Source organism: Bradyrhizobium sp. SZCCHNR2028 (assembly GCF_032380995.1).
Classification (GTDB): Bacteria; Pseudomonadota; Alphaproteobacteria; order Rhizobiales; family Xanthobacteraceae; genus Bradyrhizobium.
The window spans coordinates 144,147-169,722 of the sequence record NZ_JAUHJF010000008.1; the positions used below are offsets into that span (position 1 = coordinate 144,147).

Here is a 25,576-nt window from a genome sequence, read left to right on the forward strand (position 1 = left end):
CCGAGGGCTCCGCGTTCGCGCGAGGAGGAACTGCGCTTCACCGACTACCCGCGGCCGCAGCCCCTGCCGATCAGGGGCCAGACCAGCCACGCGCCGGCGGCGTAGAGGCTGCCGACCGTGGCGGCTCCCGTTCTGGCCGCGAGGTGGAAACGCCCGGCGTCGAGCAAGGCTCCATCGGCGGTAACGATCGCGGGGATCACACGGTCTGGCGGACCGAACACGACCACCGCATCCGGCTTGATCACCAGCGCCATGGCAGCCATGCCCGCAAACCAGGCGAAGGCAACTGCCAGCACGCCCTTCACTGGAACGGCGCGGGATCGGGGATGCTGGTCAGTAGTCGTAGGCATGCTCGAACGTATATCCCGCGGCTTCGAAACGGGTGATGTCCTGAACCAGTGACCGGACCGGCACGTCGACACCGATGCGACGGGCACCGGGACGGGACTGGATCGGCACGCTGAATATAGGCAGCCCGTCGAAAGCTGCCAGCCGTCCGTCGCCGGGCGGGACCATGATCGTGACCAGGATGCGGTGGTTGCCTGCGATTTCGCCGAGCGAAGCACCGCCATGACGGCCGAGCTCCTTGGCGAAAGAATCGAATTTGGCGTAGCGCTCGGTCTCGACCAGCACGCCCTTCATACCTTTGGAGTCCGTGACCTCGCGGATCACCTTCACGCCCGGAACGACTGCAAGCTCGGCGGCGGGCAGGCCGGTGACGACGCTCTGGATGGTCAGCACGGCCGGATCGTAGCCCGCCGCATAGCCGATGACGGCCGCATAGGTGGCGCGCCCTGCATATTGCAGGCTGAGCGAAACGCGCCGCTCCATCGCGCGGAACGACGGCACGAAGGGCGTCTCGCGCCAAAACTCACCGAGCTTGGCGGCGAAGGGATACCGATACCAGGGGGTCTGGTACAGGAACGCCGCGTAGTCCTTCAACAGGACAAGGTTGAAGGCGTCCTCTGCCGTCTTGACGCCGTTCGTGGTCTCCCAGCTGATCGCTCCGATGCTCTTCTCGTAAGCGCCCTGCAGCGCCATCTCGGCGGTGAAGCTGAAGCCGATGATGTAGTTCGTCAGCTTCTGGTCCGAGGTGGCGGGTCCGGAGCCCGCGGCCTGCCGCGTGGCGCGGCACAGGCTGCGCCAGAAGCCGGAGATGCTTGACAAATAGTGGAAGTCCGATTCCGATGCCTGCCCGGTCACCGCAGCGAGGTCGGCATAGGCGTGGACGATGTACCATTCCGGAAAGGTCAGGAAGCTGTCACCCTGCGATCGCGCATAAGCGGGATCGGTGATGCCGAACTCCGAGGTCACGGCGGGGGTCGGTACGTCGGCGACGCAGACCGTCTCGACGCTGATCACGGTGGCGGCGATGCCGATCGCGGCGGCCGCGACGAGGGCGCCGGCGAGATATAGCGCTTTGCGACGCAGGCTCATGCGACGGCGGCCTGCGTGCGCCACGGCGACCAGCCGACAGCGATGCCGATCGCGCCGAGTGCGAGATGCGGCAGGCTGGAGAGAATCCTCACGAGCCACGAGGTGTTGCGGATGCCGTCGATCACGATCGAGAGGTCGAGATAGCCCGAGCCGGTGAACACGCCCATCACGCCGTCGAGGAAGTACAGCGTGCCGAACACGCGCAGGAAGAACAGCGCGCTGCGGCGGGTCAGCATCGCGGCCAGCGCCCACAGGCCGGAGACGACATGCAGCGCATCCTTGTAGATGTCGAGCTGGAACAGGCCGAACACGCGGCCCTGCGCATCGATGAAGGCCGGGATGTAGTCGGTCGCGGCGGCGAACAGGAGCGCCATGGCGAGCGCCAGCGCGGCGATGCGGTAGCGGTCCAATGCGAAGCCGTCTGCTGCTGATGTATTCATGCGAAGTAGGCGTCCCACATCGCGTTGCGGAACAGGAGGTTCGGATCATACTGCCGCTTGGCGGCGACGAAGTGCGCGGCCGCCGGATAGGCCTTCTCGACCTGGTCGCGGCGGGCGTGCAGACGATAGGGCAGATAGAACGCGCCGCCAATCGCGGTGATGCGGTCGATCAGCGCCTCCGTCGTCCGCAGCATGTCGATCTCGCCTTCGGGCGAGGTGGCCTGTGAGAACGACATCACGGCCGCGATGCGGCGCACCGGCGCGATCGTGAGCGCGGGTGTCCTGTCCTCGGCGACGTAGCGCAGGGTGACGTTGAGAAATTCGGCGCGCGCCTTGGGAATGATCTCGCGGCAGGCGGCGAGGAAGTCGCCGAACCGCTCCGGCGCCACGAAATATTCATGCAGGATGTCGGTGCGGTGCATGTCCTTCTGCGCCAGATTGGCGACCGGCTCGGCCATCAACGAGTTGCGGGTGTAGCGGCTGTCGGAGATGGCGGGGCCGAGCCGCGTCTCCATGAACCAGCGCAGGGCCTTGGCGACCTCCCAGCCGGTCTGGGCGCGATAGATCGTGTTGGCGACGCCGGTGAGCTTGCCGGAGCTCACTGCCGCGGGCAGGGTCGCGGGGGCATCGGGGGCGGGTCGGAAGGTGACGAGCAGGGCGTCGTCGAAGAACGCCTTGCGCGACACCGACATCCGGCCATAGGCCATCTTCACATCGGCGTCGCCGTCGATGCTCTGCGTGAACTTCGCCGCGAACGTCTCCGGCGCCATGCGCTCGAAGCGCGGCTCGAGCAGCAGGTTCGGCACCATCTCGACCTCGAGATCGACGATGATGCCGAACAGGCCGTAGCCGCCCATCGCAAGGCCGAACAGCTCGGCATTCTCGTTGCGCGAGCACTGCACCAAGGTGCCGTCGGCGAGCAGCATGCGGATCGATTTCACCGTGGAGCCGAACGGGCCGTACGGCACCGGCCAGCCATGGGCATTGACGCAGAACGTGCTGCCGACGCCAAAATCGCTGTTGGACTGCATCACCGCCGGCGAGAAGCCTTTGGGATCGAGCGCGGCGATCACGTCCCACCAGCGGTTGCCGGCCGCGGTCCGATAGGTCTTCGCCGCCGTGTCGAGCTCGATCGCGCCGCCGTCGAGCGTGATCGCGGTGCCGTCGCGCGGCAGGCTCTGGCCGCCCATCGAATGCCGGGCCACGGCCGCGGTCACCGGGCGTTTCGCGGCCGCAGCCTCCTTCAGCTCGGCGCGCAGCCGCGCGATCAGATCGTCGGTCGCGGGCTTGCTGATCACCACGTGCCTGGCGACCGGCGTCGGGTTGAGCCGGCTGGCATCGTTGAGGATGGTGCGCAGCTCGGCACGCGCCCGCGGCATCCGCGCAAAGGGCAGCGCCGCGGCCGTACCCGCGGTGCGCAGAAACCGTCGTCTCGACATCATGGCGCGGAGTCTCCTTCCCTCACGGAGTCTACGCCAGCATCGTAAACGTTCGAAAAATTTCCGTGCCGTCAGTTTGCTGCCGGTCGCGCCCGCGCGGGCACGAGACGGAAGTCGCGGCCATCCTTCATCCACGCCGCGCGCTCGTCGCGCAGCAGGGTGCGCCGGACCTTGCCGGAATCGTCGCGCAGCATCACGTCGACCAGCTCGTAACTTTCCGGGTGCTTGTAGCGGCTGAGCCGGTCGGCGAGGAATGCACCCATGCCGTCGACAATGGCTTGCGCGTCCTTGGCACGGTCGATCTCCACGATCGCATGCACGCGCTGGCCGAGCTCCGGATCGGGCAGGCCGACGACCACGCAGGAGCGGATGTCGGGATGCGCCATCAGCGCCGCCTCGACCTCGGCCGGATAGATGTTGGCGCCGCCGCGCAGGATCATGTCGGCGAGGCGGTCGCCGAGATAGAGATAGCCGTCGGCATCGAGCCGGCCGATGTCGCCGAGCGACTCCCAGCCGTCGGCGCGCCGTTTCGGCTCGGCGCCGAGATAATGATAGGTGCTGCCGGCGCCATCAGCGGGCAGAAAGTAGATCTCGCCGCTCTCGCCGGGCGCGACATCGTTGCCGTCGGGACCAAGGATGCGCAGTTTGCAGGACTCGTCGATCCTGCCGACCGAGCCCTTGTGCTGCAGCCATTCGGTGCCGGAGATGATGGTGCGGCCCTGGCGCTCGGTGCCGCCATAGAGCTCGTAGACGCGTTCGGGACCGAGCCACTCGATCCATTTTTCCTTGAGCCATGGCGGCATCGGCGCAGCCATGTGGAACACCATCTTCAGGCTCGACACGTCGTAGCTGTTGCGGACCGCCTCCGGCAGCGCCCAGATCCGGTGCATCATCGTCGGTACGAAGTTGACCCACTGGATGCGGTGCGCCTGGATCAGCCGCAGCGTCTCCTCGGCGTCGAACTTCACCATCCCGGTCAAGCTGCCGCCGGCGAACAGTGCGTAATGCGACACGATGAAGGGCGCGTTGTGATAGAGCGGGCCGGGATTGAGCAGCGCTGCGCCCTTCGGAATTCCGAGCGGCGGCTCGGCGGCGGTGTCGGTCACCGCAGGCTGGTGATCGAGGATCACCTTTGGCCGTCCGGTCGAGCCGCCCGAGGTCATCGCCTTCCAATAGCGTGACACCGGCGCGCTGAGCGGCTCGTCGGAAAAGCCCTCGGGCGTGAAATCGGCCGGCAGCGCGTTCGGCGCGTTCCAGTCGGCCTCACCACCGACCACCAGCGACGGCTTGAGGATCTCGAGCACCGCGGCGGCCTCGCCGCGCGGCAGCCGCCACGACAGCGACGTCGGCGTCGCGCCGCACTTCCACACCGCGAAGCTGGTCTCGAACAGCGCATTGCCGTTGGGCAGGCCGATCGCGACGAAGTCGCCTGGCTTGACGCCCTTGGCCGCGAAGGCGCGCGCACGCGCATTGGCGCGGCGCTCGAGCTGCTCCCAGGTCAGCGTATCGGTCCCGTGCCGGAGCGCGACGCTGTCCCTGGGTTTGCGCTCCGCATACCAGCGCGGTACGTCGGCCATCGGAATCAGCATCCATTCCTCCACATCGTCGGCGCTTTGCCTGCGCACGTCGTTCTTGGTCCGCGGCTCGGGCCGCCGACGTCAGTGACGAGAGCTGTTGTGCCTCAACCCAACGGGTGCGTCCATACGCGCACGCCGCAAGGTTTCGGATGGCAGTTCTGCAAAATGGCGCTCGTAGGCGCGGGCGAATGAGATGCCGGAAGCCGTGACGCACGGCGAGGTGATAATTCCGTCACGCGGATCGTGAGATGATTGAGGTCGCGCCGCGCGATTGAACTTGATCGCCCAATCGATGATGCAGGCGGGAACAGAGTTAGGCGTCAGCGCGTCCGGATACGTTGATGCCGGCTCTGTGCCGAGGAATGCGAGCAGCACGCCGGGATCCATGCCCATTGCCGGATCGGCGCCGAGTCCTGCCGGCGCTGCACGAATGCCTGCGAGCAGGCTGGACGCAGCACGACGCACTTATGCTGCGCGCTCCATCGAAGAATGGAACTATATCAAAAGACAAAGGCCGGGCGCGAGGCCCGGCCAGTCCGACCATGGCGACCGGATTGCTCCGATCCTGAGAACGCCATTGCAGACAATCGATCGATCAGCCGCCGTTCAGCTTCGTAGTCAGGGTCGTGAAGATGCCTTCCAGGGTCAGTCCGAGCTTGTTGAGAATGGTGATGATCGCGAGCGCGATGCCGGCCGCAATCAGGCCGTACTCGATCGCGGTTGCGCCCGATTCATCCTCGTAAAATTTGAGAAGCAATTTCCTCATCAATTCCCCTCCGCCGTCCGGCAAATGGCCGCCGGACGATCTCCGCGAAACTACGGAATGGAACCTAAGGTAGTGTGAACGAGGTCCAGCCAAGTTTCGCAACTTTGCCGTTCATGTCGAAAATTTCAGTTGCAGCAGGGTCCGCTGCACGCGAACGGGATCACGGCGGCACCCCGGCTGCGCGCAGCGCCTCCGCATAGGTTGTGGCGAGCATTCCGGCCGGAAACGGGATCCGTTCGAGGAACCCGGACACGGTGAGATCCGGTTCGAGGCTCAGAAGCTGACGGGCGACATCGCCGGCGCGCGACATCTCCCCGGTCCTGACCAGGGCCACGATCAGGACGCGGAGCGCGACGGCGAAACGCCGGTTCTGCGTCAGCGCGATCTCCGCCCATCGAATGGCGCCTGCGAGATCGTCCTCCGCCACCGCGCAGATCGCCAGCGCTCCGGCTGCGAACCAGCCCCGTGGATCGCGCGGGTTCAGCCGCCGAGCCCGTTCGATCATCGCGCGGCCCGCAGCCGTGTGTCCGGCCATGATCTCGATCCACCCGCTCAAGGTCAGCGCCATCGCCGAGTTGGGGTTGATGGCAAGCGAGCGGCGGAATAGCTCCCGTGCTGGGGCGATGTCCTCGGCCATGTTCCAGATCGCGAAGGCCGCCATCCACAGCACCTGCGCGTCACTGGGCGCACGCTCGCACGCCTGCCACGCCCGCGCGACGGCGGCCGTGCGATAGGTCTCGTCCGGCGCGCTCCAGCCCTGGAAGTGGCGCAGCGCCTGACAATAGGCCCAAGCCGCCATCGCGGGCGCGCAGGCGGGATCGATCGCCAGCGCCTGGTCGAGACAGGCGACCGCCGCCGCGAGGCTGTCGGGCGTGAAGGCGTCGCGCAGGCTGGCGGCGCGCAGCAGCAGGTCGTAGGCGTCCGGATGCAGCGGCGGCGTGGCGCGCCGCCGCTCGCCTTCCGCCAGCTCGAGCGTCGGCTCGATCGCCGCCACGATGCTTTCGGTGATGCGGTCCTGCAGCGCGAACACATCGTCCAGCTGGCCGTCGAAGCGCTCCGCCCACAGATGTGCGCCGGATGCCGCATCGATCAGCTGTCCGTTGATGCGCAGGCGGGACCCTGCACGGCGCACGCTGCCTTCGAGAACGTAGCCGACGCCGAGCTCGCGTCCGACCGCACGGATATCGACGGCCTTGCCCTTGTAGATGAAGGAGGAGTTGCGGGCGATCACGGCGAGGCCGCTGCAGCGGGACAGCGCGGTGATGATGTCCTCGGCCATCCCGTCGGCGAAATAGTCCTGCTCGGGATCGCCGCTCATGTTGGTGAACGGCAGCACCGCGATGGCGGGGCCGTCGAAGGCGGGTGCGGCCGATACGGCCGGCGTCTGCACTGCGTCCGCCTGTTCATGGACTTCCCCGACGAAGCGGACGCCCTTGCGCGGAATGGTGCGGATCAGGCGCTGCGCCTCGCCGCTGTCGCCGATCGCGCTCCGCGCGGCGCTGATGCGGCTCGCCAGCGTCGCCTCGGAGACGATGCGGCCGCCCCACACCTCGGCGAGGATGTCGTCGCGGCTGACGACGCGGTCGCGCGTCCTGATCAGGAACGCGAGCAGGTCGAACACCTGCGGTTCCATCGCAACCAGGTCGTCGCCGCGGCGCAGCTCGCGGCGGCCGGGATCGAGCACGAAATCGTCGAAGCAATACACCACATGCACCGCCCTGGCCGCCGCGGCAGCCGGTTTCACCCTCGCGTCACGCGATCCGCAAAATCAAGCCGGCCTCAAGGAAAAATCAATGCCTCCTCCAAGCGCCGCGCGGATGCATGGCGCACAAGGGCCGCACATCGGAACCAGGAGCCTCCGCCATGCCGACCGTTCTTTACCCCGACCGCCGCCGTTTCCTCACCCTTGCCGGAACCGCCGTTGCGACCTTTCAACTCGGCTCCAGCGCTGGGCAGGCGCAAAGCTTCAAGGCGGCGACGAAGTTGCCGGCGATCCGGCCGGGGGCGGGGACGTCGCTCGGACCGATCAAGCAGGTCACGGCCGGCGAGATCAGCATCGGCTATGCCGAGACAGGTCCGGCCGACGGTCCCGTCGTCATCCTGCTGCACGGCTGGCCGTACGACATCCACAGCTTCGCCGACGTCGCGCCGGCACTGGCCGCGTCCGGCCATCGCGTCATCATTCCGCATCTGCGCGGCTACGGCACGACGCGGCTGCTGTCGCCGACCGCGTTGCGCAGCGGCCAGCCGGTCGCCGTCGCCGCCGACATCGTCGCGCTGATGGACGCGCTCGCGATCAGGACCGCGACCCTCGCCGGCTATGACTGGGGCGCGCGCACCGCCAACATCATCGCGGCGCTGTGGCCGGAGCAGTGCAGGGCGATGGTCTCGGTCAGCGGCTATCTGATCGGCAGCCAGCAGGCCGGCCGCATGCCGTTGCCGCCGGCCGCCGAGCTGCAATGGTGGTACCAGTTCTACTTCGCGACCGAGCGCGGACGCGAGGGCTACGACAAGAACCGGCGCGACTTCGCCAGGCTGATCTGGCAGACGGCCTCGCCGAAATGGGCGTTCGACGACGCCACCTTCGCGCGCAGCGCCGCCGCATTCGACAATCCCGATCACGTCGACATCGTCGTGCACAACTATCGCTGGCGGCTCGGCCTCGCGCAGGGCGAGGCGAAATATGATGCGCTGGAGGCGAAGCTCGCGACCTTTCCTGACATCACAGTGCCCACCATCACGATGGAGGGCGATGCCAACGGCGCGCCGCATCCGGCGCCCGAAGCCTATGCCAGGAAGTTCACCGGCCGCTACGAGCACCGGCTGATCACCGGCGGCATCGGCCACAACTTGCCGCAAGAGGCGCCGCAGGCGTTTGCGCAGGCGGTGCTCGACGTGACGGCGAGCGCGTAGCGCCGACGATCTCAGGCGGGAGCGCGTTGCTTCCCTTGACGTTGCAGCCACGTCTCCCGCCGCACGATCCATTGCTCGGAGCGGGTCTCGCCATTGTGGTGCGCGACCTCGATGAAGCCGACGAACTCGGCGCCCGTCTTCTGCTTGACTCGCCGTGACGCGACATTGGTCGCGACGTTGCAGACGGTGAACTGATCGAGGCCGAGCGGACCGAAGGCGAAGTCGTTCACGGCGGCGATCGCCTCGCTCATCAGTCCCCGATTCCAATAGGGCTCGGCGAGCCAGAAGCCGCGATGGCCCTTCACCGACTTCATGCGCGGCCGGAAGTGAATGTTGCCGATGGCCTCGCCGTCACTGTCGCGCAGCACCAGCACCCATTGATAGAGCTCCTCGCCGGCTGCGATCCTGTCGAGCTGCAGCCTGACGAAGGTCTCGGCGCCGTCGGGAGGATAGGGCCACGGCACGACGGCCGCGAGGTTGCGGATCACGTTCCAGTTGTCGAACTGACGCTGGATCGCCGGCGCATCGGCGAGGGCCAGCGGCCGCAGGATCAGACGGGCGGTATGCAACGTGGGCGTGAGCATGACGCCATGCTGTCGTTTACCAAGCTCGTTTGCAAGCCGGGGTTGCTACGCCGTCTAACTCGCATGTCATTGATAATTCGCATCGCGCTCCGCCATTAAGGTTGCCAGGAACTTTCACGCCCGGACTGGAGCCCGATACTTCCACAACGTTGCATTGCAGTGCATGAATCGAGCACACGCAACCTGCGCGAATGCAGCGCGCGTACAACCGTCGCAGGAAACTGCGCCGGCTCGGGCTCAGGGTTGCGCCCGAACGTCAACCATTCGCTTGCCGCGAGATCATCACGCAGATCTTGGGCTGGCGCGATTCGGGGTGTCGTGGACATGAAGCGCAAAGCGGCGGATCGTCAGTTACGTCGTCTGCGGGCGGAGCAGAGCTTCGATCCGCGCACATGGCGCGATCGGCAGCTCGGCCGGGCCGTGCCGTTCTACGGCTCGCAGCTGTTCCAGCTCGGCTGCCCGCCGCTGGCGTCGTTCATCGCCGCGTTCCTCGGCTGCCTGATGACCCTGCATCTGAGTGCAGCCGGGCTGTCGCCGCTGATTGCCTCGGCGGCGGCGGCTTTGCTGCTGTGCGCCTCGCTGATCCTGACACGGACCGCGGATCTGGTGCCGAGCACGTTCTTCTCGTCGGCCTATGGCGGCAGCTTCGTCGGCATGACTCCCGTGGCGCTGTTGAACGCCAGCGTCATTCGCGCCGGCCTGCCGCTCGACGCTGCCTTCGTTCTGCTCTCGCTGTTCTGTGGACTGATGTTCTGTCTGGGCTGCGCGCTCGACATGTGGCTGCGCGGCGGGCTCGCGCGCGGTTATGGCGGACGACTGGGCGCGCTGGCGGCGGTCGCTTCGTTCCTGTTCGTCGGTCTGGCGCCGCTGCTCGGCGCCGAGGGCGAGCTGTTTCCGATCGCGCGCCGCGGCGCCCTGGAGCAGGGGCTCGGCGGCATCGCGCTCACCTTCGCGTTGTGCTCGGTCGGCATGCTGGCGACGATGGCCGCCTTGCGCTGGGCGCCCGTGGCAGGGTCGCGCCGCGCGGTGCGCATCTTCGTTGCGGCGACCGTGGCCTTTGCCGGCCTCGTGGTGCTGCAGCTCCTGCCCAGCGACGCCCCCGATCTCGACGCCTATTCTGCCGGTTGCTTCGTCGGCATGTCGTCGTCGCGGCGGCTGCGCAGCCTGCTGCAGGCGATGGCCGCGGCGGTGCTGCTGACGGCTCTGCTGATCCTCACCGGTCCCATCCTGCCGAGCGTCGGCGGCAGCCTCGGATACATCGCCTTCGTCTCGGTCATCTTCGTGGATGCTGCGGTCCGGCTGTTCGTCGAGGCAGGGGAATCGCCGTGGCAGACCGCCCTCGCCTGGACGCGGGGGCTCGTCGCCACACTCGCTATCTTCGCGGTGCTGCTCTCCAGCGAGCTGATGTTTCAGCGGCCGGTGGCGGAGCCCAACGGTCCGTTCGTGAACGCGGACGGGGCCGCTGCGCCGGCGCGGACCACGATGCCCTCACGTGACGAGGATCGGCGCGACGGCATGGTGCCCGGCGAGCCGGCCTCGGCCGCTGCCACAGCGCCGGATCTGCCGCTTCAGATCCTGGATCCGCAGGGCGCCAATCCGCTCGCCGCGCGGCGCCCGAGTGAGCCGGCCCAGCAGTCCGCGTCGCCGGCCTCCGCAGGGCCGTCCCGGCGGATCGCTCGCGACGGTCAGGCCGTGGGCGTCCTAGCTGCGCCGCCGAAGCGCCACCAGACGCGGGTGGTGCCGCACGCGACGGCGCGACCGCGCATCGTGGCCCGCCATGAGGTGCAGCCCGCGCCGGAGTGGCGGCCGGACCCGTCGACGTTGGCGGGCCCCTGACGGGCCGCGAGCATTTTTGCGGCCATAACCCGACTCGGCCATACCTCCGCACGCGTTTTGCCATGTTTTCACTGCATCGTGCACACAGCGGTGCTTAGCGGATGATGCAGGCCCCGTCCGGCTCTTGTCTTCTGCTCGTACGTCAGGACGCAAACGACGTGGGATCTTTCGCCCGCATCGCGGCTGTCGTTCGGCGTCGGGAGGAGGTGAGGGCCGAGCCGATCCACATTTGGGGGTGGTTCGTAGATGCAGCAGGCGTTTGATTGCGCGCCATACCGGACGGGCCTGCCGGTCCTGTTCCAGCCGCGCCCTCAGCGGCGGCGTTCTGATCTCCCTGTTGCGCTTGTCGTGGCCTTCGCCGGCGCCTTTCTCGGTTGTCTCGCCACGCTGCATCTGAGCGCGCTGGGCCTGTCGCCCGCGCTCGCCTCGGCGGCGGTGACGGTCGTGCTGTGCGCAGGCCTGGTCGTCGCGTCTCCGGACAACCTCGCCGCGACCACGTTTTCGTCCTCGGTCTACGGCGGCAGCTTCAGCGGCATGACGCCGATCGGACAGCTCAGCGAAAGCGTCGCTCGTACGGGATTGCCACAGGAGGCATCGCTTTATCTGCTGTCGATATCCTGTGGCCTGCTGTTCTGCATCTTCACTGCGATCGAAACCCGGCGGCGCGTCGTGCTGTTGCAGGGCTATGGTGGTCGGCTCGGCGTGTTGGCTGCGATCGGATCGCTGCTGTTCGTCACGCTTGGGCCGTGGCTCGCCGGACAAGGCGGATCGCTCCGTCTGGGGCATCTGAATCAATTCGATCAGGAGCTCGGTGGCTCGCTCGCGATACTTGCCGCCTGTCTCGCCGGAACGTTCCTGACCATGGTCATGCAACGGCTTCCGCAGGTTGCCGACGCGGGGCGGGCAGCCCGCACCTTCGTCTCGGCCACCCTGGCGTTTGCCGGAATGGCGACCATGCAGGCGGTGTGGCCCAACGAACGCTGTCTCGTGGATGCCTATTATGCAGGATGTTTTCTCGGGATGTCTTCGCCGCAGCGGCTGTCCGGGCGACTGCAGCCGGTCGTGGCCGCGCTGGCCCTCACGGTGGTTCTGGTCCAGGCTTCGACGGTCCTGCCTCTGGTCGGCGGCAGTCTCGGTCTTGCAGCCTTCATTGCAGCGGCCGGCGTCGACGTGGTTTGGCGGACGGGTTGCGCGATGTCTGTCCCCCCATCCGCTAAGGTCGTGCTCGGCCGAAGCATGGCCGTCGCCTTGACGGCGGCGGGGTTTCTGTTGCCGAGCCATGTTTTTCACGGACTGGCCGACGAGACGACGGGCGTTATCCTGTACGAGCCGGCCCCGGCCGTCACGCCCGCTGCTGCGGTCCTGCCTGAAGGGCAGATCGTCGACGCGGCTCCGCCGGACGCAGATTCTCTGGCGCCGGTCGGGCCAGCCGCGGACCTCGATTTGGCGCCCGTCGCCGTCGCGAAGGCCGAGGTCGTTCGGACTGACGCCGTGCCCCTCGCAGTCGCGGCTCCCGAAGTCGGCGAGGTCCCGGCACCGCCGGTCCGGGCCGAACCGTCTCGGACACGGCGTACGAGTCGCACCGTTGCAGGTTTTTCGCCGCCGCCTCAGGCGGATTCGGGCCCCTGGGGCATCGTCCGCGTCGGCGATCCCGGGCGGACCGGAGCTGCCGATGCCCGTCCGGTTCGCGCGAAACCCGCCGCTGTCCGTGCCGTCGTCCCAACATCGGCGACGCCGCGCCCGGCGACGCGCGCCCAGCGTCAGAGCGCGCTGAAGAAGCCGGCGCGGGCGGCCGCGACAGTCGCCCCCGAATGAGGCATTCCTGAATTTGGCGTCAGCCGAACTTGCGCCGCGCGTCGAGCGCGAGCCCGATGCCGACGCTGCCGAGCAGGTCGGTCTCGGCGATGCGCGCCGCCGGAAACAGCGCCAGGATCGCCTGACGCAGCGCCGGCACCATGCTCGAGCCGCCGGTGAGGAAGATCGTGTTGATGGCAGCGGCCTCGACGCCGGCATCGTCGAGCAGCTTCGTCACCGTGCTGACGACGCGCTCGACAGAATCGGCGATGGCGCGGTCGAAATCCCTGCGCGTGAACTTGATGCGCGCCCAGTCGTCCTTCTCCGACAGCACCGAGGTCAGCGACTTCGCCGCGGTCAGCGCGATCTTGGCCTGCTCGACGCCGATCGCGAGCGTATGGCCGCGATGCTCCTCCACCACCTTGATGAAGCGGTCGACCAGATCGCGCCGCTCGGCCTCGTAGCGGATCTGGCGCAGCTCGCCGATCACGCCCTTCTTGTAGAGCTGATTGATGCGGTGCCAGGTGGCGAGCTCGTGATAATACAGCGTCGGCAGGTTGCGCTTGCCGTCGGCGGTCAGGCTGCCATAGCCGAGATGCGGCATCACGCTCTTGAGGCTGAGCAGCCGGTCGAAATCGGTGCCGCCGATATGAATGCCGCCATTGGCGAGGATGTCGTCCTCGCGATGCGCCTTGCTGCGCCGCTCGGGCGAGACGCGCACGATCGAGAAGTCCGAGGTGCCGCCGCCGATGTCGACGATCAGCACCAGCTCCTCGCGGGCGACCTGCTGCTCGTAGTCGAGCGCGGCGGCGATCGGCTCGTATTGGAACGCGATGTGCTTGAAACCCTGGTCGCGCGCGATGCCCTCCAGCGCGCCCTGCGCCTCCGCGTCGGCCGCATCATCCTTGTCGACGAAGCGGACGGGACGGCCGAGCACGACCTGATTGATCTCCCTGCCGAGCCGCGTCTCGATCTGCGTCTTCAGATGCGCGAAGAAGAAGCCGAGGATGCCGGCAAACGGCACCGCCTTCTGCCGAATATAGGTCTTCTCGTGAATCAGCGCGGTGCCGAGGATGCTCTTCAGCGCGCGCATGAAGCGGCCGTCGTGGCCGGTCAGATAGCGCTCGATCGCGCTGCGCCCGAACTGGGTGCCGTGATCCTCGAAATCGAAGAACATCGCACTCGGCAAGGTCCGCTGCTCGCCCTCCAGGGGGATGAGCTCTGCGGAGGCGGAATTGCTGAGGCCGACCGTGGTGTTCGAAGTGCCGAAGTCGATGCCACAATGGGCCGCTGCCGCCATGCTTGTCTCGTTTCCGTCCGGGGGGGGGGGCGGACCGCTTAGCCGTTCGGCGGCGCGATGTCATCCGCCAATGTGCGGAGCGGTGCGCATGGCAGTCGTCTGGCGGAGAGATGACTGTGCGTCCTGCCTGTCGAAGGTGCAGCCGGGGGCGCTGACGCCCCCGCTGTCCGGTGATCATCCCGCCGGCCTGAACGCCGGTCCCTCGAAGCGCAGCCCGGCTGCGCCGCGTTCAACGCGGTCATGCGCCGCGTGGATGAGGCGCTCCTCGCCGGCGTCGGCCAGGCGGGCGCGGCCGTCCAGCAATGCGGCGAGACGCGCGAGCGCCAGCGCCTTGTTGCGATGCTGGGAGCGGCCGTCGCGTGCGATCGCGACCAGCCCCGTCGGCACGTGAACTGCGCGCACCGCGCTCTCGGTCTTGTTCTGGTGCTGACCGCCGGGCCCGCCGGCGCGAAAGCTCTCGAACCGGGCGTCGGTGGCCGCCAACGCCGCCACCTGCTCCGACAGGGGCAGATCGACGATGCCGACGAACCAGTTCTTGCGGCCGTGATGCGGCCGCAGCGGACTGCGGCACACCCAGAGCAGCGAGCCCTGCGTCCAGCGCCGCGCGAGGTCGGCCGCCGTCGGCCCGTCCAGCACGACGATCGCGCTGGCCGGCCCATGCCGGTCGGTCTGCTCTCGCGCGATCGCGCATTCGCAGTCCGCCGCCTCGGCCTCGTCGGCGAGCCGCCGCAGCGCATGCGCGACCGCGAGCCGGCATTCGGCCGGACCGCGTCCCGCCGTGAGGAGCAGCCGTCTCATCGGCGGTCCTCCCTGCGCGGCCGCTGGACGGCGATCTTCTTCACCGTCACCAGCGGGCGGAAGCTGGCGACGACGCGCGCCAGCCCGAATGCTTCGAGATCGGCGATCACGCCGGCGATCGGCTTGTAGGCCTCCGGCGCCTCCTCGGCGAGCAGCGCGCGGTCCTCGCAGATCACGCGGCCGCCGAACGGATTGCGCGCGAGACGCTCGCGATCCGATCGCGTGGCGCCGACACGGCCGATCATCGAGCTCCGGTCGAACTTGCGACCGGCGCCATGCGCGATCGACCACAACGCCTCCTTTGGCGCTGACGCGAGCGGCGCGACCAGATAGGACAGCGCGCCGCGCGAGCCCGGCACGACGACGAGACCCTGGTCGGACGGCGCAGCCCCCTTTCGGTGCAACACGCCGTCTGTGCGATGCTCGATGCAATTGTGCGAGCACGCACGGACCGGATCGGCCTCACCGCGCAAGGCCGTCGCGGCCCGCTGCGCGATCACCTGCCGGTTCAGCGACGCCCAGCGCAGCGCGTGATCATGCGCTGCCAGATAGGCGTGGCCAGCCTCACTGTCCGGCGCGAGCGGATTGAGACCCTCCGCAACGTGCCGTTCGAGCAGCGCGTGGCCAAGGCCGCGCGAGCCCGAATGCACCAGCAGATGAGCGCGGTCGCGATCGATACCGCAGGACGGATCGAACACCTCCTCGACCGCCTGCAGCTCACAGAAGTGATTGCCGCCACCAATCGTGCCGAGCGACGCATCGAAGTCGGACGGCGCAAGCTGATGAGCTGCGAGCTCGCCCACGATGTCGCCGTCATAGGGGGTGGCGACGTCGCGCAGCCGGTCGGCCGCCTTGTCGACGCGAATCCGGCGCGAAGCGAGGTCGAGCGCGAACAGCGCCATGCCGCAGCCCGCATCGGAGCCGACGAAGGCCGGGTGGATATGGTCGGCGAGGATGGCGCAGCCGACGGGACCGAACTTGCCGGGATGCAGATCCGGCATGCCGGCGACAGCACGCACGCCACAGATGTCAGCCACCGTTTCGAGCTGGCGCGCAGCGGCGCCCTCGATCCAGGAGCTGGACGAGTAGAAGCCGTGGACCGGCGCACGGCCGTCCACGCGATGGGAATTGCCCATGTAAATACCTTGGAGAAAGACAGGGAGAACTGGTCAGGGACGATCAGCGCGCGCGGACGCACGCATGCCAGACCAAGCCTCGCCTCACGCGAGGATCAGTCCTGGCGGCTCCTGGCGGAGCAACGGATGATCGCAGTCATCGTCTCTCTCCTGTGCGGCGGAGCCGAATGCTCGACGCCGGAGCGCGTAGTAATCACATCCCGATCATATTGGCAATGTGCATCATTCAACCGATGTCCCGCTGTGACGTACAGGACACGGATGCCCCGTCGTTTTCGAGCAGCTCGCTTTCTCTCCGTCATTGCGAGGAGCGCAGCGACGAAGCAATCCAGGGCCCCACGCACCACACTGGATTCTTCGCTGCGCTCGCACAGAATGGGTGGCATCGAAGATGGACAACGGCGCATCTGCCCGCAGCCGGCAGATCCAGGCACGTGCATCCTCGCGATCAGAACAGCGCGAGGAAATCGCCGAGGAAATAGATGATGGCCACCACGATCAGCGCGCCCATCAGCAAGAAGGAAAGCTGCACGGCGATCGCGCAGCCGCCCAGGGTCGTCGCCATCGCCGCGACGTGCCGCTCCTCGCGACGCAACTGACCCACGACGCCGAGAATGATCGCAAGCAACCCGAGCGAGACCGCGGCCACCGGCAATTGCTGGTGCAGGAGGTCGGTCCAAGACGTCTCGCGCACCGGCGCCTGGTAGTCGACGCCCTTGATGCGCGCCATCAGGCGCTCCCTCACGCGATGTCCGACATCGACGATGACCTTGTCGATCGGCGGCGGCGGATCGATCACCGGCAGCACCCAATGCGGCAGAACCGCCGCGACCAGAGCAACAAGCCCGATCACGCAACCGATGATGCCCAGCCGGCGTGACTGAACGATCGTGTCTGTCATGGCTCAAAATCTCCGATGCGGGCGTGCTGCGTCTGCTTCGGTCGCGGCGGAAGGATTGCGAAACGTTATTCTCGTCATCGTCACCGCGGAAAGGACCGAACCCTGCAAGCCTGAACGCCGGATCATGCGTCGGCCGCCGGAGCTCTCCGGTTCAATCCCTCCGATCCGCCCAAGCTCATAGCAAGCGCGTCCCAAGCTGCTGCGCCTCCCAGCCTTCGAGAAATTCCCGCTGCTGCGTGACCCAGCGGACATTCTCGCTACCCCATTCGCGCGAATGGCTGGCCTGCTCGCCCATCAGCCAGAAGTGCCTGACGATCACGAAGGCATGCGCGGCCTCGAAATCAGCGGTCGAGATCGGGCGGACCGAGCGGTAGCCGTCGACGAAGGCGTGCCACGCCGCATGAAAGCGCCGGCCGAACGACAGCTTGGCCCACAGGAACACGGCCATGTCATAGGCCAGATAGCCGGGGCCGCCGTCGTCGAAGTCGAAGAACACGGCCTCGCCGCCAGCGCCGATGCGCGCATTGAAGCCGTGGCAGTCGCCGTGACAATGCGTCCATGTCAGGCCCTCCATCGCCTCGATCCGTGCGGCGGTTCGCTCCGCGATGTCCTGGAGAAAGCCGCCATCATCGGCATCGATCAGACTGCAGAGCTGTTGAACGCGCGCGAGCGGCCGGTGCAGCAGATGGTCGAGGTCCAGAAGATAGAGCGGCGCTTCGGGCCGATAGGACATCGCCGCCGCGTGCACTCGGGCAAGCGTCACGCCGTTGCGCGCGCGTCGCTCTGCGATGCGACCTCCGGGGTCCGTCCCTCGATGGCGTGAAACAGCACGCCTTCGCGGCGGCCTTCCGCCGCCTCGCCGCGTACGAACAGCGCGCCGTCGCGCGCCGGAACCGCCGCGGCCACCGGCACGCCGCAGCGCGCGAGATGTGCGAGGAAGTCGGTCTCGGTGCGGACATCGGCCGGGCCGCGGGCGCGGTGATGCGACAGACGGAAGACGTAGCGTGCGCCCGTTGCGGATGTAATCAGATAGACGTCGTTGAAGCCGCGGTTCATCAGGCGGCACGCGAGCGGCTCTGATAGCGCGTAGTGTGTTGCCACGAAGCGGCCCACGCTCTCGGCGCCGGTCGTGGTGTAGATCGGCTCGAAGTCGGGCACGTCGCGTGTTCCGGATTGTGGAGACGATGGCATCCTAAGCTGCTGCCGTCCGCGGTGAAAGGCGGGACGGGCACGAGCAATCCATCGCATTGGCGTAGGCAGGTTGTACCGGGCTGGCCGTCGGGCAAATCGATCGAGGTGGCGAGCGCAATCTGCCGCTGATGTCCAGCCCGCCTGCGAAAAATAATCTTGTTTCGCTTTTCCGGAAATCATGCTTATCTCCCGCGCATCCCGCCTCATGCAGAGAGGGGCGTACGCGTCGTCACGATACGCGGGGGCGGGGAGTGGTGGCCGTCGCGAGGTCGGGCGCGTTCGCGCGCAAGACGACTGATGTCGTGGCGGACGGTCAAGCCGTGTGGTCCTGGCGCCCCGAAGCTGGCGCCAAGCTTGCGATCACGTTCGTGCGTGGTTGCGAGCGACGGGGGCAAACAAGCCGGTCCCCGGGGAGAGCGCGGAGCAGCCGTGAAAACCATCGCGCAGGGAAGGCCGGGTCGCTCTCGGCTGAACCTGTGGTTCCTGCCCCGTGCATTTTCTCCGCACGGGGGCCACGGGCCTCGGCCGAGGCTCGGTCTTCCCTGCGCCCTCTCGTTTCGAGAGGAGTTCGATCAGTACGGCTCGGGCGGATTGCGCCGCGGGAGCGCGGACGCGTGTCTTGGCAGACGCATGTGCACGAACGCTATTTGGCGCCGGTGCGTCAGCGACGCGCCTTGTCCTGACGGGCGGCCGAATGCCGCAGCCCAGAGAGTCTCGCGCGTGTCCCGGTTGACCGAGATCAAGAGCGCTCGCGCTTGCTCCCTTAAGCCCCTACAACTCTGTTATTCGTTGTGATCAAGAATGGACGTCGTGGTGCCGCAAGATCCAATCGTGCCTCCATCTGGCTTGCGGCGGCGGCTCGGACTGCCGCTGCTGGTCCTCTATGGCACGGGCGTAACCGTCGGAGCCGGCATCTACGTCCTGATCGGCGCGGTCGCCGGTCATGCAGGAGTCCATTCCTCCTGGGCCTTTGCGCTGGCGGCGTTCGTGATGGCGTTCACCGCCGCCTCCTATGCCGAGCTTGCGACCCGCTATCCCGTGAGCGCCGGCGAAGCCGCCTATGCCCGCGCGGCATTCAAGTCGCGGCTGTTGTCGACGGCGGTCGGCTCGCTGCGGCTCGCCACCGGCATCATTGCGGCGGCCGCGGTGACGCTCGGCGGCGCCGGCTACATCCGGCAACTGATCGATCTGCCGACGCCGTTGATCGCGATGGCAATCGTGGTCGCGCTCGGCATGGTCGCGTCCTGGGGCATTCTCGAATCGGTGATGCTCGCCGGACTGCTGACCTTGATCGAGACCGGCGGACTGGTGTGGATCGTCGTTTCGGCCGTTCACTCCGGCGTCGCGTTCGGCCCTGCCTTGCTGACGCCGCCGCCGCTCGATCTCGGCGTTCTCTCAGGCATCACGTTCGCCGGCCTGCTCGCGTTCTTCGCCTTCGTTGGCTTCGAGGACCTCGCCAACGTCGTGGAAGAGGCCAAGAGCCCGCAGCGAAGCATTCCGTGGGCGATGGCGCTCACGCTGCTGATCACCACGGTGCTTTATGTGCTGATTGCAGCGATTGCGGTGACCGCCGTGCCGCCGGAGACGCTGTCGGCCTCTTCCGCGCCGCTCAGCGTGGTGTTCAATGCCGTAGCGGGCATCAGTCCGGCCACCTTCAATGCGATCGCGATCGTGTCCACGCTCAACACCATTCTCGCCCAGATGACGATGACGGCCCGCGTCGTCTATGGCATGGCGGGGCAGGGCGACCTGCCGCGCATCGCCGGCCGCGTCGATCCGCGCACCGGAACGCCGCTGATCGCAACCGGCCTCGTCATGCTGGCGGTCGCGATTCTCGCGCTGGCCTTCCCGCTGGAGCGGCTGGCGGAAGGCACCTCGCTCGCGACGCTGACGATCTTTGCGATCGTCAACCTGTGCCTGCTCCGTATTCGCATCCGGCGCATTGGATCGGATGCCGCCCATGTGCGGGTGCCGCTATGGGTCCCTGCGCTCGGTCTCATCACGTGTATGCTGATGATCGTCAGCGCGTTCGTCGCGCCTTGAGCGTACCGATGGGAACCCTCGTGCCGAAGTATCGCGTTTCCCGATGTCCCCCGGCGCTGGCCTGGCGGTGTGATGCAGGACCGTGTCGATGCCGGATCTCATGAGCCTCAGTCCCGCGATCATCGCGATCGTCGTTGCGCTCGGCATCGGACTGCTGATCGGCCTCGAGCGCGAGCGCCGCAAGGGCGAGGGGCCCGGGCGCTCGCCCGCGGGCTTGCGGACCTTTGCCGTCGCCTCGCTGGCCGGCGCGGTGAGCATGCTGATCGGCGGCAAGCTGCTGCTGGCCATCGTCACCGCTGGAATCATGGTCCTCACGGCGATCGCCTATTGGCGTTCGCGCAGCGACGATCCGGGACTGACCTCGGAGGCGGCGCTGATCCTGACCGTCCTGCTCGGCGGCCTCGCCACCGAGCAACCTGCTCTGGCGGCGGGCGTCGCCGTCGTGCTGGCGGTGCTGCTGGCGGCCCGGCCGGTGCTGCACGACTTCGTCCGTTCGGTGCTCAGCGAGAGCGAGCTCAAGGACGGCCTGATCTTTGCCGCGGCCACGCTGGTCGTGCTGCCCCTGCTCCCGGATCAGCCGATCGGTCCGTACGGCGCGCTCAATCTGCGCGGCATCTGGACGCTCGTCGTCCTGATGATGGCGATCGGTGCCGCCGGACATGTCTCGATGCGTCTGCTCGGCGCACGCGGCGGGCTCGCCGTATCCGGCTTCGCCTCGGGCTTCGTCTCCAGCACGGCCACGATCGGCGCGATGGGCGCGCGGGCGCGCAAGGCGCCGGAGCTTGGCGGCGCCGCGGCGGCGGGCGCGACATTGTCGACCGTCGCGACCATCGCTCAGCTCGCCGCGGTGCTGGCCGTCACCAGCCTGCCGGCGCTGCAGGCGCTGCTGGTTCCGCTGCTATGCGCCGGCGCGGCGGCGGCGATCTACGGTGCGATCTTCACGATCGTCGGGTTGCGGCAGAGCGGCTCCGCCGATCTGCCGCCCGGACACGCCTTCAGCCTGCCGGGCGCGCTGTTGCTGGCGCTGACGATCTCAGCGGTGCTGGTGCTGTCGGCCGCGTTGCGCGAGGCGTTCGGCGAAGCCGGCCTGGTGGCGAGCGCCGCCGTCGCCGGTCTCGTCGATACCCATGCGCCGGCGGCGGCCGCGGCTGCGCTCGCCGCATCGGGCAAGATCGGCGCGGCCGATGCCGTGGCTCCGGTGCTCGCGGCGCTGTCGGCGAACACGATCAGCAAGATCGTGGTGGCGTGGACCAGCGGCGGGTCGTCCTTTGCCCTGCGCCTCGTTCCCGGACTCGTCCTCGTCATCGCCGCCGCGTGGGCCGGCGCCTTCGGACCGAGCCTTGTCCATGGTCTTGCCGATGTGCTGGTCCATCCGTGAGCGCGACGTCCGCGCCGCACCTACGCGCTTCGCGGCAAGCGCTCGATCGCGGCAGCAGCACCGCTGCGATGCTGGACGAGCCACGCGATGGCGTCGTCCTCCTTCATCGGCTTGCCATACAGCCAGCCCTGTCCATAGGAGCAGCCGAGCATGCGAAGGCACTCGGCATCCGCCTCGCTCTCGACGCCCTCGGCGATCATGCGGTGGCCGAGCGGCAGCGCCACCGCGGTGATGGCGGCGACGAGCTGCTGATCCCGTCGGTTGCTGGCGATGCCGTGGATGAAGGAGCGGTCGACCTTGATGGTGTCGATCTCGACCGCCATCAGGTTGGCAATCGAGGAATGGCCGACGCCGAAATCGTCGATCGCAAGACCAAAGCCGTATTGGTCGATCAGCTTCAATTCGTCGGCGCAGCGCTTGGGGTCGAACATCGCCTCTTCGGTCACCTCGATCTCGATCCGGTGGGGATCGACGCCGTAGCGCTCGGAGACGGTCTTGAGGGTCTGCGCCGGCGAGTGAAGCGGGAATTCCCGCGGCGAGACGTTGATCGATACCCGGATGCCGTGCGCCTTCTTGCGGTCGAGCGCGCGCAGGAACGCGCAGACGCGCTCGCCCACGAACTCCGTGAGCTGGCCGGACAGGCGCAATCGGATCGCCGCGGACACGATGTCCGGCGGCGGGATCAGTCCGGCGCTCGGGTGCTTCCAGCGCAGCAGCGCCTCGAAGCCGATGACCTCCTGCGTGGCCATCGCGACCTGGGGCTGGAATTCGACGTGCAGCTCGCGGCGGGCCAGCGCGGCGGGGAGCTCCGCATCGAGCCGGCGCTGCAGCGTCAGCTCGGACTGCATCTTGGCGTCGAACACGCGCATGCAGCCGCGACCGTCGTCCTTGGCGCGATACAGCGCGACGTCGGCGCGGGCGGAGAGCTCTTCCAGATCGATCGAGCCTTCCGCATGCGCCGCGATGCCGATCGAGCAGCTGACGGGCAGCACCTGGCCCGCGATCGCGAGCGGCTGCGTGAGGGCGGCCATCAGCCATTCGGCGAGTGCGACGGATCGGCTTGCGACATCGTCACCCTGCATGACGACCACGAACTCGTCGCCGCCCAGGCGAACCGGCAGATCGTCGGCGTGGCAGGCGGATTGCAGCAGCGTGGCCACTGCCTGGATGACCCGGTCGCCGGCGTCGTGGCCGCGCGTATCGTTGATGGTCTTGAAGTTGTCGACGTCGATCAGGAGGAATGCGACCCCGCGTCCGGAACGGCAGGCCGCGGCGGCCACAGTGCGGAAGTGACTGCGATTGGCGAGCCCGGTGAGCGAGTCCGTGCGAACCAGACGCTCCAGGGCGTGGTTGGCCTCGGCGACGGATTCCGCCAGCACCGTCGCCTCGATGGCGGTATTCTGGCTCGCAATGAAGTTGCGCTCGCCGAGCCGCGATGCGCGGAACAGCATGAAGGTCAGGAATGCGACGTCGACCGCAACGATGTAGTCGACATCGCTGCCCGAGATCAGCATCCGCAACACGGTCGAGCCCATCAGCGGCGCGCCGAAGGCGATCGCCATCGGCGAATAAGCAAGACTCTGGATGATGGCGCCGGTGGTGGTGCCGGCCATGATGAAGACGACGTCGTTGACGTTGTGCGCGCGGGAGAAGGCCGGCAGCGCGAGCGGGACGATCGCCCACAGCACTCCGCTGGCGAAAGCCATGATGGTGAGATTGCGCAGCACGCGCCGTGGATCGCGCTCGATCCGTCCGGAAGACTTCAGGTACGACACCCATCCAGCGCGGAGCGCCGCGAAGGTGATGGCGGCTGCCAGCCACCAGAAGATGAGCGTGCCCCCCTCTCTGAGATACAGCAACAGCGCCAGCGACGTTGCGATCGCCACATTGGCGAACAGCGTCAGGGAAATGTTCTGCAGCGAGCTCGCTGCCTGGGCTTTCGCGAGCGCCGCCGCTTTGCACTCGGTGATTGCGGTCTGCATGCGCGGAACGGACGGCCCTGCTGAATCGGTGACGGAAGCGGGCAGCCATGGCGGCGCCCAACGCGGCGACGCAGGAGCATGCTGAACAGGGGCCTAAGGTGGGGTTAATCCAGCCCATTATACCGCCGGACGGCCGAGCCATTCGGCGAGCCGTCTGGCCGATCGAGCCGGTGGTCGTCGACGTCGGACATCGATCACCCCCAGCCGGCACGGCCGTGCGAGCGCGCTTCCGCCATTTCACAGAGGTCCAACGACGACGACAAAGCGCCGATCCGCTACGGATCGAGCTCGGTGTCCCAATAGAGATAGTCGAGCCAGCTGTCGTGCAGGTAGTTCGGCGGAAACAGCCGGCCGTTGCGATGGAGCTGGTGGACGGTCGGCGCGTAGGGCGCCTGCTTGGGGAACATCTTGGCCTGCTGCGGGGTCAGATTGCCCTTCTTCAGATTGCAGGGCGAGCAGGCGGCGACGACGTTTTCCCAGGTGGTCTGGCCACCTTTACTGCGGGGAATGACGTGGTCGAAGGTCAGGTCGTCGCCGGAGTGGCAGTACTGGCAGGCGAAGCGGTCGCGGAGGAAGACGTTGAAGCGGGTGAAGGCCGGATGCGTCGTCGGCTTTACGAAGGATTTCAGCGAAACCACGCTGGGCAGCTGGATCTCGAAGGAGGGACTTCGGATCGCTCTGTCGTAGTACTCGACAATGTTGACGCGATCGAGGAACACCGCCTTGATCGCGTCTTGCCACGACCAGAGAGACAGTGGGTAATAACTCAGCGGCCGGAAGTCCGCGTTCAGCACCAACACCGGCCAACCGCCTTGCGAGACATGTGCGTTCAAGTAACGCTCCTGGCCTCCATAACGGCTGCGAAGCAGCATGCCCTCACATACTACATGCAGCGTGACGGGATTGTGAAGCCCCAAGAATGGCTTGACACGGCTTCTCCCGTCTTTCGAGGCGGCGCCCGAAAGGCGTCAAAACGGCGGCAGAGCGGTTTGCAGCTGCACTGCAAATCAGTCGCAGATCTGCGGTCGCCGCCCCAACTGGCTGGCGAGGCGTCGTCAGGCCTGGACACGCTCCAGCTTCTGCAGGCAGCGGTGGATGTTGACCTCGGCGGGCATCGGCCGGTCCGGGAAGCTTGTGCTCCAATTGGTGACGCCGACCTCGCCGACATAGATGTCGCCGCGGCTGTCGATCGCGAGGCCGTGCGGCGCCAGGAAACGGCCGGTTTCCAGGCCCGGGCCGTGCTCGCCGCCCAGCCGCGCCAGCCGCTGACCGCCAGCATCCGTGATGGTCAGGCGAGGGCCGAGATTGGGGACGTTGAGGTTGACCGGCATGCCCGGACCGAGCTCACCGATGATGAAGGTCCTGCGCCCCGCGCCGCAGGCGCACAGCGCGCAGGGCCGGTGCAGATTGTTCCACTGCGTCTCGTAGCGGCCGTCGCCGTCGAAGATCTGGATGCGGTGGTTCTCGCGATCGGCGACGTAGACGAAGCCATCGGCATCGGTCGCGATGTTGTGAACGATGTTGAACTGGCCGGGATCCGAGCCTGGCTCGCCCCAGCTGCGGATCAATCTGCCGTCGGGCGTGTATTTGTGGACCCGCGCATTGCCATAGCCATCGGAGACGTAGATCTCGCCCGAGGGCGACAGCGCCGTGTGGGTGCAGCGGTTGAACGGCTCGCCGCTCATGAATGGGGTCGGGTGCTCCGGCAGGCCGATGGTCAGCAGCAACCTGCCGTCAGGGGTGCACTTGCGCACCGTGTGGTCGCCATCGTCGGTGCAGTACAGATTGTCGTCGCTGTCGATCGACAGGCCGTGGGCGCGGCTGAACAGGCCCTCGCCCCAGCTCTTGATGAAATTGCCGTAGCGGTCGAACACGATCATCGGATGGGTGCCGCGGTTGAAGGCGTAGACGCGGTCCTTGCTATCCACGGCAACCGAGGCGACGTCGGTCAGCGCCCAGCCCTCGGGCAGCCTGGCCCAGTCCTTGACGACGCGATAGGTGAAATTGCCCGTTCCGAGAATGGACATCGCCTCGCCTCCCTGCCTCCGTGCAACCTCAGTC

The 25,576-nt window shown here is 67.4% G+C and carries 21 protein-coding genes and 1 pseudogene; 5 read left to right on the plus strand and 17 right to left on the minus strand.

The features are described 5' to 3' along the window. Nucleotides 1-44: 44 nt before the first annotated feature. From QX121_RS15705 to QX121_RS15740, 8 genes are all read right to left on the minus strand, one after another. Nucleotides 45-350, minus strand: coding sequence for a hypothetical protein (locus tag QX121_RS15705; protein WP_315777811.1), 306 nt, complete (start codon nucleotides 348-350; stop codon nucleotides 45-47). After that, on the minus strand, nucleotides 334-1,437 hold the full coding sequence (locus QX121_RS15710; protein ID WP_315812408.1) for a hypothetical protein: 1,104 nt from the start codon (nucleotides 1,435-1,437) through the stop codon (nucleotides 334-336). Before QX121_RS15710 ends, QX121_RS15705 begins: the two co-directional genes overlap by 17 nt. Continuing rightward, complete coding sequence (locus QX121_RS15715) at nucleotides 1,434-1,877, minus strand: DUF4383 domain-containing protein (protein WP_315812409.1); 444 nt, start codon at nucleotides 1,875-1,877, stop codon at nucleotides 1,434-1,436. The genes QX121_RS15710 and QX121_RS15715 overlap by 4 nt, the downstream gene beginning before the upstream one ends. Beyond that, a complete protein-coding gene (locus QX121_RS15720; RefSeq protein WP_315812410.1) occupies nucleotides 1,874-3,319 on the minus strand; it encodes an FAD-binding oxidoreductase in 1,446 nt (481 codons plus the stop codon). Before QX121_RS15720 ends, QX121_RS15715 begins: the two co-directional genes overlap by 4 nt. Before the next feature lie 68 nt (nucleotides 3,320-3,387). Continuing rightward, nucleotides 3,388-4,905: an AMP-binding protein gene (locus QX121_RS15725; protein ID WP_315812411.1), complete on the minus strand. Its 1,518-nt coding sequence runs from the start codon at nucleotides 4,903-4,905 to the stop codon at nucleotides 3,388-3,390. Between the two features lie 69 nt (nucleotides 4,906-4,974). Then, entirely contained in the window at nucleotides 4,975-5,358 is a 384-nt protein-coding gene (locus tag QX121_RS15730; protein WP_315812412.1) for a hypothetical protein, read from the minus strand. A gap of 130 nt (nucleotides 5,359-5,488) precedes the next feature. Continuing rightward, entirely contained in the window at nucleotides 5,489-5,659 is a 171-nt protein-coding gene (locus tag QX121_RS15735) for a Flp family type IVb pilin (RefSeq protein ID WP_315736183.1), read from the minus strand. Nucleotides 5,660-5,819: 160 nt separating this feature from the next. Then, nucleotides 5,820-7,367 (minus strand): winged helix-turn-helix domain-containing protein, encoded by a 1,548-nt coding sequence (locus tag QX121_RS15740; RefSeq protein ID WP_315812473.1) that lies wholly within the window; start codon nucleotides 7,365-7,367, stop codon nucleotides 5,820-5,822. Between the two features lie 155 nt (nucleotides 7,368-7,522). Between QX121_RS15740 and QX121_RS15745 the strand changes: the two genes are divergently transcribed. Continuing rightward, nucleotides 7,523-8,572, plus strand: coding sequence for an alpha/beta hydrolase (locus QX121_RS15745; protein ID WP_315812413.1), 1,050 nt, complete (start codon nucleotides 7,523-7,525; stop codon nucleotides 8,570-8,572). Nucleotides 8,573-8,583: 11 nt separating this feature from the next. Here the strand turns inward: QX121_RS15745 and QX121_RS15750 are convergent, their stop codons facing one another. Continuing rightward, a complete protein-coding gene (locus QX121_RS15750) occupies nucleotides 8,584-9,156 on the minus strand; it encodes a GNAT family N-acetyltransferase (protein ID WP_315736185.1) in 573 nt (190 codons plus the stop codon). A gap of 324 nt (nucleotides 9,157-9,480) precedes the next feature. Between QX121_RS15750 and QX121_RS15755 the strand changes: the two genes are divergently transcribed. Together QX121_RS15755 and QX121_RS15760 are read left to right on the plus strand one after the other, a co-directional pair. After that, a complete protein-coding gene (locus QX121_RS15755) occupies nucleotides 9,481-10,992 on the plus strand; it encodes a hypothetical protein (RefSeq protein WP_315812414.1) in 1,512 nt (503 codons plus the stop codon). 246 nt (nucleotides 10,993-11,238) lie between these two features. Further along, on the plus strand, nucleotides 11,239-12,807 hold the full coding sequence (locus QX121_RS15760) for a hypothetical protein (protein ID WP_315812415.1): 1,569 nt from the start codon (nucleotides 11,239-11,241) through the stop codon (nucleotides 12,805-12,807). Between the two features lie 19 nt (nucleotides 12,808-12,826). Here the strand turns inward: QX121_RS15760 and QX121_RS15765 are convergent, their stop codons facing one another. The 5 genes and pseudogenes from QX121_RS15765 to QX121_RS15785 form a co-directional block, all read right to left on the minus strand. Beyond that, complete coding sequence (locus tag QX121_RS15765; RefSeq protein ID WP_315812416.1) at nucleotides 12,827-14,086, minus strand: Hsp70 family protein; 1,260 nt, start codon at nucleotides 14,084-14,086, stop codon at nucleotides 12,827-12,829. Between the two features lie 174 nt (nucleotides 14,087-14,260). Next, nucleotides 14,261-14,884: a peptide chain release factor H gene (gene prfH / locus QX121_RS15770; RefSeq protein ID WP_315812417.1), complete on the minus strand. Its 624-nt coding sequence runs from the start codon at nucleotides 14,882-14,884 to the stop codon at nucleotides 14,261-14,263. After that, the gene (locus tag QX121_RS15775) at nucleotides 14,881-16,020 is read right to left on the minus strand and encodes an RNA ligase RtcB family protein (RefSeq protein WP_315812418.1); all 1,140 of its coding nucleotides are present in this window, start codon (nucleotides 16,018-16,020) and stop codon (nucleotides 14,881-14,883) included. Before QX121_RS15775 ends, prfH begins: the two co-directional genes overlap by 4 nt. 448 nt (nucleotides 16,021-16,468) lie before the next feature. Next, nucleotides 16,469-16,921, minus strand: coding sequence for a hypothetical protein (locus QX121_RS15780; RefSeq protein WP_315736191.1), 453 nt, complete (start codon nucleotides 16,919-16,921; stop codon nucleotides 16,469-16,471). Nucleotides 16,922-17,096: 175 nt separating this feature from the next. After that, nucleotides 17,097-18,079 (minus strand): annotated as a pseudogene (locus QX121_RS15785) (phosphotransferase enzyme family protein). Between the two features lie 864 nt (nucleotides 18,080-18,943). On the opposite strand from QX121_RS15785, the gene QX121_RS15790 reads away from it, so the two are divergent. Both QX121_RS15790 and QX121_RS15795 read left to right on the plus strand, forming a co-directional pair. Further along, on the plus strand, nucleotides 18,944-20,155 hold the full coding sequence (locus QX121_RS15790) for an APC family permease (RefSeq protein ID WP_315812419.1): 1,212 nt from the start codon (nucleotides 18,944-18,946) through the stop codon (nucleotides 20,153-20,155). An 88-nt stretch (nucleotides 20,156-20,243) separates the two neighbouring features. Beyond that, nucleotides 20,244-21,533: an MgtC/SapB family protein gene (locus QX121_RS15795; protein ID WP_315812420.1), complete on the plus strand. Its 1,290-nt coding sequence runs from the start codon at nucleotides 20,244-20,246 to the stop codon at nucleotides 21,531-21,533. Between the two features lie 20 nt (nucleotides 21,534-21,553). On the opposite strand, the gene QX121_RS15800 is transcribed toward QX121_RS15795, so the two are convergent. The 3 genes from QX121_RS15800 to QX121_RS15810 all read right to left on the minus strand — a co-directional run bounded on the left by QX121_RS15800 (nucleotide 21,554) and on the right by QX121_RS15810 (nucleotide 25,542). Continuing rightward, nucleotides 21,554-23,515 (minus strand): putative bifunctional diguanylate cyclase/phosphodiesterase, encoded by a 1,962-nt coding sequence (locus QX121_RS15800; RefSeq protein WP_315812421.1) that lies wholly within the window; start codon nucleotides 23,513-23,515, stop codon nucleotides 21,554-21,556. Between the two features lie 275 nt (nucleotides 23,516-23,790). Next, nucleotides 23,791-24,348, minus strand: a complete 558-nt coding sequence (locus tag QX121_RS15805; protein WP_009025578.1) for an HNH endonuclease — start codon at nucleotides 24,346-24,348, stop codon at nucleotides 23,791-23,793. Between the two features lie 222 nt (nucleotides 24,349-24,570). Then, the gene (locus tag QX121_RS15810) at nucleotides 24,571-25,542 is read right to left on the minus strand and encodes a peptidyl-alpha-hydroxyglycine alpha-amidating lyase family protein (protein ID WP_315812422.1); all 972 of its coding nucleotides are present in this window, start codon (nucleotides 25,540-25,542) and stop codon (nucleotides 24,571-24,573) included. Between the last annotated feature and the right edge of the window lie 34 nt (nucleotides 25,543-25,576).